General features: G+C 34.5%; 11 protein-coding genes. All 11 read right to left on the bottom strand.

Features of this window, described 5'->3' with window-relative positions; genetic code table 11:
• Positions 1-799, bottom strand: a 799-nt coding sequence (locus FAY33_RS18425; RefSeq protein WP_347562722.1) for a hypothetical protein, incomplete at its 3' end; no start/stop codon positions are given.
• A 1-nt stretch (position 800) separates the two neighbouring features.
• Positions 801-1133 (bottom strand): hypothetical protein, encoded by a 333-nt coding sequence (locus FAY33_RS18420; protein ID WP_143322784.1) that lies wholly within the window; start codon positions 1131-1133, stop codon positions 801-803.
• A complete protein-coding gene (locus FAY33_RS18415) occupies positions 1130-1570 on the bottom strand; it encodes a hypothetical protein (RefSeq protein WP_143322783.1) in 441 nt (146 codons plus the stop codon). The genes FAY33_RS18420 and FAY33_RS18415 overlap by 4 nt, the downstream gene beginning before the upstream one ends.
• A 10-nt stretch (positions 1571-1580) precedes the next feature.
• Positions 1581-2207, bottom strand: a complete 627-nt coding sequence (locus FAY33_RS18410) for a hypothetical protein (protein ID WP_143322782.1) — start codon at positions 2205-2207, stop codon at positions 1581-1583.
• Between the two features lie 62 nt (positions 2208-2269).
• Positions 2270-3265: a hypothetical protein gene (locus tag FAY33_RS18405; protein WP_143322780.1), complete on the bottom strand. Its 996-nt coding sequence runs from the start codon at positions 3263-3265 to the stop codon at positions 2270-2272.
• A 19-nt stretch (positions 3266-3284) separates the two neighbouring features.
• Positions 3285-3755 carry a hypothetical protein gene (locus tag FAY33_RS18400; RefSeq protein WP_143322778.1) on the bottom strand — a complete coding sequence of 157 codons (471 nt, stop codon included), beginning with the start codon at positions 3753-3755 and terminating at the stop codon, positions 3285-3287.
• Positions 3756-3774: 19 nt separating this feature from the next.
• Complete coding sequence (locus tag FAY33_RS18395) at positions 3775-5301, bottom strand: hypothetical protein (protein ID WP_143322776.1); 1527 nt, start codon at positions 5299-5301, stop codon at positions 3775-3777.
• Between the two features lie 16 nt (positions 5302-5317).
• A complete protein-coding gene (locus tag FAY33_RS18390; RefSeq protein ID WP_143322773.1) occupies positions 5318-5512 on the bottom strand; it encodes a hypothetical protein in 195 nt (64 codons plus the stop codon).
• A gap of 9 nt (positions 5513-5521) precedes the next feature.
• Positions 5522-7039, bottom strand: coding sequence for a hypothetical protein (locus FAY33_RS18385; protein WP_143322770.1), 1518 nt, complete (start codon positions 7037-7039; stop codon positions 5522-5524).
• Positions 7040-7052: 13 nt separating this feature from the next.
• Positions 7053-8813, bottom strand: coding sequence for a hypothetical protein (locus FAY33_RS18380; RefSeq protein WP_143322768.1), 1761 nt, complete (start codon positions 8811-8813; stop codon positions 7053-7055).
• A complete protein-coding gene (locus FAY33_RS18375; RefSeq protein WP_143322765.1) occupies positions 8797-9867 on the bottom strand; it encodes a hypothetical protein in 1071 nt (356 codons plus the stop codon). Before FAY33_RS18375 ends, FAY33_RS18380 begins: the two co-directional genes overlap by 17 nt.
• Between the last annotated feature and the right edge of the window lie 279 nt (positions 9868-10146).

Genomic DNA, 10146 nt, shown 5'->3' with positions numbered 1-10146 from the left:
TGAAGGTTTTATATGCTCCGCCTAGCTTAATCGTTGCATTGCCTTTATAAGCGATATCCAATAAAATTGGACTTTGATTAGGTTCTTCTGGATCAGTGGGAGAGGGTGGAGTAGTAGATTCTTTATAGTCACATATCCAGACTTTATTACCAGCTCCATCGTCGACAAGCTTGTCATGTTCTGGACTATATTCATCTTGGGTAAACATCAGATTAATGATACCTTTATCGGTAAAATCATATGCAATATCATCAACTCTTGTCAGCTCATACGGACGACATTTTCTATTGCTTTTAGCCATATGTATTCTTTTCTCGTTATCAAGAAGTTCTGTATCTTCATCAAAAGGTAAATAAACCATATACTGATTGGATAGAAGAGTCATTGTTTTATTTTCACTCTCTCCATTATTGTAAGATGATGCGTTTAAAACATGAGCGTAGCGGGAGATGATACCACCTTTGTCATTTTGCCAGAAGAGTTTGTAATTACAAAGTCTCAACGTTCCATCAATATAAACCTCATCGTCCATATCTGCTTCGTAAACCAACCACACCTTATCACTCCAATCAACGTAATCGCCCATATGCACTGATTGATTAGGTAAACTTTGGAATTCCTTGTAATATGGTTTTGTGCCAGTGTTTATCATTAAATGAGATTCCTCACCATTCAATTTAATATCTTTACATGAAATAGAAGATACTGAATTCTTTGATATGTCATTCTTTAGCCTATTTAGCTGTCTTTCTCTATCCGTATTCCCATAAAGATTGATGCGAGCTGAATATCTATCCATATCACACATCCTCCTTAATGAAATAAGAGTTACGTATCTCTTCTAAGATATTAATGCATCTAAAAACTTCCTTGCGGCATATTTTAGTATTATAATCTTCTGAAATTAGATATTGAATGATATTTAATACAGATATAAATCGTGGTTCATCAACCAAATCCGACACAAGCCTTTTATTTCCAACTAACTCTCTTTGGTAACTCTCAAGATACGATTTTAGTGTTTCTGAATTCTCTTCCTTCATTGGTAGAATTTTATATGTTTTATCTATCAGATACTTAAAATACTTATTAAAATTTTCTTCTGGCAGTAATCCATACTCGACTTTTATCATGACTTTAAATTCTCCAAATCCCCATATATAAAAGAAAATTCATTTGTAAGGCTTCGGGAATATTTTTTTGCACTTTCATATCTATCACTTATTTTTTCCATAAGATTAGCGGGAGAGTACATTGTGAAATCTTTAGTGTTCATGTGATTTCTAAGATTTTCCAAGTTATTAACATATGGCTTTAACCAATATACAGTCATCCATTCACAGATAATATCTAAAACATCACTTGGAATATTATTTAAAAATTTCATATCTACATCGTCTCTTTCAGATAGATCTACTACTTTTTTTACGATTCTTTCGCACTTACCGATAGATTTCTTCATGATGGCCAAAAGATAATCTTCTTGCAATTCATCTGTAAGTAGCAACAAGTCTGGGTCGGTTATAGTATCTTTAAATTCGTCAAATACATATTTGTATGTAGTCTCCATAGAAATACCCCTATAACGTTATGGTTAATTCAACGTCTAATAATTTTTCGAGTAACTTAATCTTATTCATTGAATCAAATTTGCCACTGTCAATCATATTTCTTGTCTTCAATGCCAAAGTATCTTTTACTCCACGAGATAGAGGTTTTACGGTGGCCTTGATTTCATCTAACGACATAGTAAAAATTTTATCCAAGTCATCACCAACAATAGTATTTTCATAATATTGAACTACATCTAAGAATTCATAAATCTCTACAGCTGAATACTCCTCTGTATCATCAAAGAAAATCCAATTGTTTTTGTAAAAACTTCTATTGGTATTTCTCATTGATAACAGTTCTCCTAATTCAACATATTCTACTGAGTTATACTGATCCCATTCAACCTGATATCCAACTGTCTTTTTTGAAAGATAAATAAGTTCCCCTTGAACACCACTTCTTACAGGAATCATGGTATCCAGGGGGATTTTTATCTTTGACTTGATTTTAGAAGTCACAGAGGATTGTCTTGGCACTTCATCTGCCATTTTTTCTTCATACTCTTTCCGTAGTTTTGCTTCAATTTCAGAACGCATTTTTGCTTCCTTTTCCAAGGCTCTTTTTTCACGTTCTTCCTTTGTTAATCCCGCCATTTTATTTCCTCCATTTATTCAGATAGCATGATTAGAATTAACCAACCATGCTTTTGTTTTAATTAACCTAAACGATAGCAACCAAACACTTCGGACATTACAATTCCGGTATTATTTCTCTGAGCCATTAAGAAATCCTGAGAGAGATCTGCGTTTGACATTGGATTACCAGGAATGATTAATGTATCCCCTTCCGTGACGTGTTTGATGAATTTGTCATCACCAGCAACTACATGTAAATCAGTATCGTTGAGGATAAAGTTTGTAGTCCCCGGCTTATGACCGTTCTGCATAGCAATAATCGGATTGACTCCAAATTTGCCGTAATATCCGACATTATAAAGGTCTTCCTTAGCTGAATTGGCATCTGCACCCTTAATACCAGCAATTTTTCTAACTGCCTGTTTTGAACCAAGAACATAGGCTGTTAATCCAGTAGCAGCTTCTACATGATCAATCAATGTGGCAAGTTTGTCTTCTGAAAATGTACCAGATACCTGATACGGAGCAACAAGCTTTGAATATGTGCCAGCGAATGCGGTATAGATATCGGTATTTGTCTTTACAATAAAGGAACGTCCAACTCTATCAATTAACTCATTCATATCAATACGGTCAGCAAGTAACAAGTTTAATTCCTCATAAATTTTAATTGCCTTAATCTGAGGAGTAACATATACTGTCTCTCCACCAACAACCCTCTGTCTCCTAATTCCCTGTGTTCCCTCTGCAATGTCAGCTACAGTAAACAAACCTGTTTCCTTAATATTAAAGGAATCCTGATCTCCAAGAGCTTTGTTTCTGAAATCTACAAACTGGAAGATAGGAGAAGACTCTGGAAGCCCTTCTAAAACGGTCTTTGTGATAATTTCTTCCATAATTGAAAATAATCCAGAACATTTTCCGTCTCTAATATCACGATAATCCAATGATGTTTTACCGTTATTTGCTTCGATCAGTGCTTTCTTTAAAACTTCCATACTATCAGAAGTTGAATAATTACCATGCTGCTTTCCACGATACGCATCTACTGCAATTTTAACAATTTCTTTACTCATCTATAAATTCCTCTCTTTCTTACTGTACTTCTACGACATAAAATGTCTTAGAGCCAACAATTTCGATTTCAATAATTTTTCCTACCTGAGTAGAACCTTCCGTTGCAGTAGCAACTACCTTCATAGTATTTGAAGCTTCAAGCTCAACAAAATCACCTACTGCCGGAATCTCATCAAATGCTTCTACCGTAGCAGAAAAAATATCTCCCTTTGTTGGGATAATTGCTCTGGCAGGCTTTTCAACCCCGTTTACAAACTCGTCCATCTGTTTCTTTTCGTCATACATTAACTCTGGAGTACAAAGAATACCATAATATGATGTGGTTGCTGTAGGAGTGGACGTAGAATGAATTTCTCTTTCTCCCGGTATAAGACCTCCGATCGCTACTACAGAACCATTCTGTAATTCACTAGACAGTTTTACACTCTTAATAAGAGAACCGTCTTTTGTTGCTGACACATTGTCTAATCTAATAATTGCATTTGCCATATTAAAAAATCCTCGCTTTCTATTTGTTTAAATACTTCTTGTATGTAGCTTCGATAGGATCATCGTTGCTTTCGTTATTTGGTACAGAAAATTTAATCGTGTCTTTCTTTGGTTCATTGTTCTCACTAGAACTATCAAATGAATATAATCCAACAATACACAGACACTCTTTTTCTAACTCTTTAATTGAATAGTCAGATGATTTTTTCTTTAATTCGCTGAATTCATCTGTTGTACCGATTTTCGGTTCATACTTATCAAAGATTGACTTCTCAAAAAGATCTCTTTCTTCTTTTTCTTTATTGTTTTTAAAATTTTCCAATTCTGCATAGCAGTCATCACTATGCGAATGAGCCTTTTTGTAATCATCAAATTCCGTTACAAGTGCCGAATAGCTATTTCTGGCTTCTTGAATTTCTTTATTTTCCTCAATAGTAAGCCATACTCTTACCATTTCTTCAAAATCTCCGCTTACTGTGGCAGTAAGATTACTTTCGTCAAAAGTGTAAGTAAACCTACCGTATTTAGACTCATAATTGCTTGCAGTCCAGTAGTTACGCTCCACATAAACATATTCATCGTCAAAATCATCGACCCAATAGTATGTCTCTCCTGTAATCTTTCCTGTAGCATCTTTAACTACAACAGGATCTAAGGCATTAGATAAGGCTTCTCTTTTTTGCCTGTAAGTTGCTGAAAACTCAATTACTTTTTCACCGAACATTTCAAACATTTTCTTTTCAAAATCTTCATCTGACATTTCATCATATGAAAAATCTAAATCAGAGATTGTCTTATTATATTTGGCTAAGATTTCTTCTTTTTTCTTATTCAAATTTTGATTTCCTCCTTCATTTATTTGGTTAAAATATGTAGATAGTTTATCTTTCAATTTATTCATTTCAACAGCGAACAGATTTGTTGAGAATTCAATTGGAATAACACTAGAACTTATAAAACATGGCTCAGTATGTTCAGGACTATTCTTATCATCAGCTTTACCTAAAAGACACAATGCCGAATAAGTCCACTCCAAAAGCTCCATGTAATTAGAATCTTCTTCTAAAGCCCTGTACTGCTTTACATTTATTTCCATTGACTGATTAAACCAAAAATCTGCTGAATATATAGCCTCTTTTAATTCTGGATATCTACCAGTCCATAAAATCACATGAGCAGTAAGATACTCAATGTCTACCCCGTATTCATTAACAATTTCATAACCAAAAGTTCCATCAACAACAACACCATAAGGAACCGTTAAGTCAACGATTTCCCAGTTCTCATTTATCGCCCAATCATGTCCGCCCATATAACGATGTTTTTCTTTTGTTTCCGGGTCGGTGGCTTCGATTATATGTCCTACCACCGGACAATAGCTAAGAGTGGGAGAGTACTTCTCTACATTTTCCTTACTCATATAACTACCGTTACGGTTTTTTCCAATTCCTTGGACATAAACTTTGCATAATGTGAATTCTTCGTTTATGGGTTTGATTGGTTCTACCTTTGCCGCAAATGTGATTTGTAAATTTTTCTTTTCCACAGTTTCCTCCTTTCTGCTAAAATGTCAATTTGTTGTTCAGAAAGAAGTCTTTTTTATCAAATTTTGAATTTATATAATTGATGATTTCTTCTGATACAAAAAAACTGTAAACAGATTTCCCATTCACAGTTTCAATTACATATTTAAATCCAAGACTAGAAAGTTCATCAGCCTTTTCTTGGTTAAATACCTTTATTAAGTTTTTATTCATTTTTATCACCTAACGATTTTCATTAGAGTCTTGCTCACGAGTCTTTTCGCCAGCCTCTCCGAGTTCTTGTCCGGATTCTTCGGCAGTTGGTTTTCCAGCAGTTTTACCAGTTTCTCCGTTACTTAAGGTATTAGAACTAATTAAAGGACGTTTGTAAATCTTTGTTCCCACACCTAGAATTTCATCTTCAAGGTATGACATACCGCTGATATCAGATGGCTCTAATCCAATTGAATTTGCATATAGCAGCTTCGCACCAGACACACCATATTGTCCTGCTTTCAGATATGTGTCTTGAACATCTTTTTCATTAAAGATGCTTTGTTCAAGAAATTTCATTTCAAATGAATATGGCAAATCCATCTTCTTTATTTTTTTGTTAAAATATCTCTGTATTTGTTCAAGGATAGAAAACGATACTGATTCATCTGGCTTTATAGATAAGTTTAAAGAACTAGATGAAGTATTTTTTGAAGACCCAAATAGAAGAGGAGATGTACCAGACCCAAACCAAAAATCTTCCTCTGCTTCATTGGCTGCATCTGATTCTGCTGTACTCGAACTTTGGAATGTGAAGTCATTGATAGTAAATGGAGAGAGAATTAATCCAATTCCCTCTGGAACATTAGCACTGGCTTGATTGTAATATTTTATTGCCAAGTCATAATCCATTTTAGGAACACCATTTTCGTCAGTATCCATTTTCATTGCGAGGACTTTATAATTATCAATTTCTTTCTTTGCCTTTTTGAGCATTTTGTAATCTTCGATATCCAAAACACCTAAAATTAAACCGATAAAAATGGGGACGGAATGAGATAGATCATTCTCATCTGCTTTTATACATATTCCATTAGTAGGCTCATACCATCGTAAAGACGAATTCCCTTTTGTTCCGGCCTTTTTATTACCTTTGTATTTGTAATAGGCAGTCTCTATTTCAGTTCCATATTCTGATAAGAACGTATCTTTTTGAGTGAAATAATCAAGATTGATTGAAAAGGTACAGGTGCCATCTTCGATAGATGATATTTTTGCATAGTCGGGATTAAACGGCCTAATATAAAAAGAATCGGATGTTTCGTGTATTAATCCATAAAAGACTCCATCACGAAAGACCGATTGCATAATTTTAAAACATTCATGTTTTAGATTATATTTCTTATAAAGATTACATACCCGACCATATGTGTCCTTATACTTCTTCTTTTCAATCTTAGAAGGCAAATTGGTGGGGATAATAGTATAATTAAACTTTGGCAAACTAGCATAATAATTAATAAGTCTTCGATAGTGAGAACTTACTATATATAAGAAGTTGCTCATGTTTCGCAGTTCTTTTTCTGAAGACTGCGGATTCTCCAACATTCTGACTACTTGCCCTTTATCGTACTTTCTGTATATGACACTTTCGTTACGATTATTGATTAGGTCTTGAACAATATTTTTTTTCAGATTGGCAAAAGCCATTTGCTGAAATTTTTCTTGTGCTATCTGTTCCAAACTTTTCTGTTCTGTTTTCTCCAATGATTCACCTCCTTTAATATTTTCTTAGTCTTGGCTGACGCATTATGATACCTTGCGATGGGTCGAATGATGTGTTTTTGGGAGCACGTAACTTCATTTCTAATTGACATTGAACCCAATAATTGTACCCTACACTAGAAACCCTATCTTTACGCATTCCTGACTTCTCATGAACCTTAATATTTACACCTTTTGCTTCATATTCAAGATTTATCAATTCATTAATTAATAGGGTGGTATGTATGTATGGTAACTGAAGCTGCATTTTATCGCTAGAAGAAAGAGAACCATATCCTCTTATTTCCTTTAAAACTTCCTCGGCTTCAAATTCATTAATTAACAAGTTGATTTTATTTTGTCTAAAACCTTCTCTTAGAGATAAATACATATCATTGTTAAACTGAGCTGTAGCCTGTATCGCCCAAATGACCTTCGGTGCACCAGGAACTTTACACCTGTCTGCATACACTTTATCATTACAACAACTTAGTGCGACATATGTTTCACCTGTCAAAGGATCATACATATCTTTTATCAAACAGTCATACACACCCAGACCTATGCCCTTGACATCCAAGGCTATGTATGTGCATTTAAACATTTCATAGTATCTTCTTATAATCAAAGCAAGCTCGTCCGTATTTAGTCCTTCGTGATTTTCGGTGTATATCATATTTCCAATATATTTTTGACTTCCTGTTGGAATTGCACTGTTTATAAATATAGAAGCTGCGTCATTATTTTGCTTTTTTGAAGCAAGTAAAGCAACGTCTGCGGAAATTATTCTTTGTTCTTGTGGCTTTAAGTCCGGAATTTTAGTGGTTTTATCAGATAAAAGTTTTGATACATTGGAGGGATAAACACTTCTTTTTAAAATTCGATTTTTAGACGTATCTTCATATGAAAACAGCGACCCGTCCTTGTCGCCATACCATAAGCAACCCATCTCCATATCCCATGCCATCTCCGAGAAATCGGATTCAGACATTTCATCTGCTACCTGTTCTTTGGATAACAACCCTTCTTTTATAGAGATTTGATATGGCAGCCCACAAATAAAATATTTTTTTGCATCACTTACTAAATTTGCACAATACGCCTTAGCTTTTTCAAAAGACCAATGACTCTTAAACCAACAGCTTGACATATAAATCTCTTTATTCCGTTCAACGAGATGCTTGTATTCCTTTTTGTTAAGATATTTTGGAGTTCTTGGCGCTGTTAAAAATTTACGAAGGACAGTGTTGATAACATTCAAATCTACCATTCTAAATTCATCTGTTATTAAAATATTAGCTCTGGCAGACCTACCAGAATCCGATGCAGTAACAACTTTTATCCAAGAACCATTTTTAAAAAGAATAAATGCCTTATTTTGGCCTACAGAGTAATCTTCAATTTCAAGTTTCAAATTATCGGATTTTTCCATGAAATCCGTCGTGATTTTCTCAAGGACTTCATTTGCCTGATTTCGGTTTTTTGAGGCCACACATATTTTTGTGCCGGGAAATAAAATAGATCTGATAACACAGAACAAAGCAATTAACCACGTTTTTCCTTGACCTCTTGCGGCTAAATACATAAAATAGTTACTGGTGTTCATCATGCATAGCAAAATAGCTTGAAATAATTTAAGAGAAACACCCAAATAATCCCGTGCGAAGCGATGTGGGTTAGATCTATAGAAGCTACACCAAGTAGCCACACCGTTCATTATCTTTTCTGCTTTATCATTTGCAACTTCTTGTTCAGTCTTTTTATTGAGTGGAATCATCTAATTCACCGCCAAACACTGCATCGAACAGTGCCTCTTCGTCATCTTCGTACTCAGGCTTATCCACTTTATATTTAGACATCTCTAATTCATATAGCCGCGAATAAGAATTTTTAATTCCCATCATCTTACATAGGTGTCCTAAAAAGTAAACTGTTACATATCTAACTATCCCGTCGACATCTTTCCATTCTTCGTCTGGTTCAGGTATTGGTTTTTCATTCTCCCATTTCCTTATAAGAGTCCCAAACGTATTTTGTTCTGCAAGAGTATTATCTTTTGTTTGCTTTGGTTGTAGATTTGCAGTTGCTAATAAGTCTTGAAGTGTTTTTGTTAAGTCCTTAGTGGCGAGATTACCTCTTTTGGCTTTTAATATATCGAGTTGAGCGAAGCATATTTGCTTAAAAACTTCCTCCTGAGCTTTTGTGCTACATTCATGCCGGGTAGTCCAATCTAAATATTCATCTTCCAAAAAAACATAATCATCGTCTGTGAATCCAGTACCAAAAAATTTAACGGTTCTTAATTTTACCCTCTTTGAATCTTTTGCATCTTCCAAGGTATCAATTACATCCACAGGACGATTTTCATACTCTGCTTTTATTGTATCTATGTATGTTTTTTTATCTCCTACATTCAAATTCTTCTTTGCAGCATATCCAGAGATGCGACTTCTATCAGAAGATATTTTTTTAGCTGCCATTAAGGCCCCAGAATCAAATACCCAACCTGCCGTATGGCAAAAATCTTCCGTAGCATGTGCCTCATTTCCAGAATATAAATTTACTAACCCATACCAATACAAATCGGTACAGTTCTTGCACCATGGTAAATAACCATTATTTTCTTGAAACAAAGGACTTTCTGTTTTATGAAAATTTGATTTTTGAACAACAAATCCTTTTCCACAGCAAGAGCACTTGAATTTATGTTTACTCGGATCAAATAGTATTTTAGAACGAGGGATTTTAATATCAACAGAAGTGTCAATTTGCTTTGGCTCATTGATTGCTTCTATTGTCAATTCCTCTTTCGTCTTTGCGCCTATAGCCAAAGTATCACCTTCCTTCTTTTTTATAAATTATTATTTTGAATTTAGGCTTATCGCCTTATACGGAGCAACTGCTGCAACAATTGCCCCAGAAAGGTAAGAATGATTAATTCTTAGTAGGGATTGGCCAATAACCCCGTATAAAACGATAATTTTTAATACAAAAAGAGCCGCCATAAATGACGACTCTACTGTTACAAAATCTCAAGCAAATAAGTATTCACTTAATAAAATAGGAGAGTAGGTTGTTACGCCCATTCTCCTAGATTCCACAGTTTATAT

It is taken from the genome of Clostridium sp. HBUAS56010 (assembly GCF_007115105.1).
In the GTDB taxonomy this organism is placed as follows: Bacteria; Bacillota; Clostridia; order Lachnospirales; family Lachnospiraceae; genus Lacrimispora.
The sequence above is the reverse complement of the archived record's forward strand: the minus strand, read 5'-3'. Positions and strand labels throughout refer to the sequence as shown.

Excerpts from the sequence above, each read along its gene's own strand:
- FAY33_RS18415 (WP_143322783.1), bottom strand. The coding sequence starts at position 1,570 with ATGGAGACTACATACAAATATGTATTTGACGAATTTAAAGATACTATA.
- FAY33_RS18420 (WP_143322784.1), bottom strand. The coding sequence starts at position 1,133 with ATGATAAAAGTCGAGTATGGATTACTGCCAGAAGAAAATTTTAATAAG.
- FAY33_RS18400 (WP_143322778.1), bottom strand. The coding sequence starts at position 3,755 with ATGGCAAATGCAATTATTAGATTAGACAATGTGTCAGCAACAAAAGAC.
- FAY33_RS18410 (WP_143322782.1), bottom strand. The coding sequence starts at position 2,207 with ATGGCGGGATTAACAAAGGAAGAACGTGAAAAAAGAGCCTTGGAAAAG.
- FAY33_RS18380 (WP_143322768.1), bottom strand. The coding sequence starts at position 8,813 with ATGATTCCACTCAATAAAAAGACTGAACAAGAAGTTGCAAATGATAAA.
- FAY33_RS18405 (WP_143322780.1), bottom strand. The coding sequence starts at position 3,265 with ATGAGTAAAGAAATTGTTAAAATTGCAGTAGATGCGTATCGTGGAAAG.
- FAY33_RS18390 (WP_143322773.1), bottom strand. The coding sequence starts at position 5,512 with ATGAATAAAAACTTAATAAAGGTATTTAACCAAGAAAAGGCTGATGAA.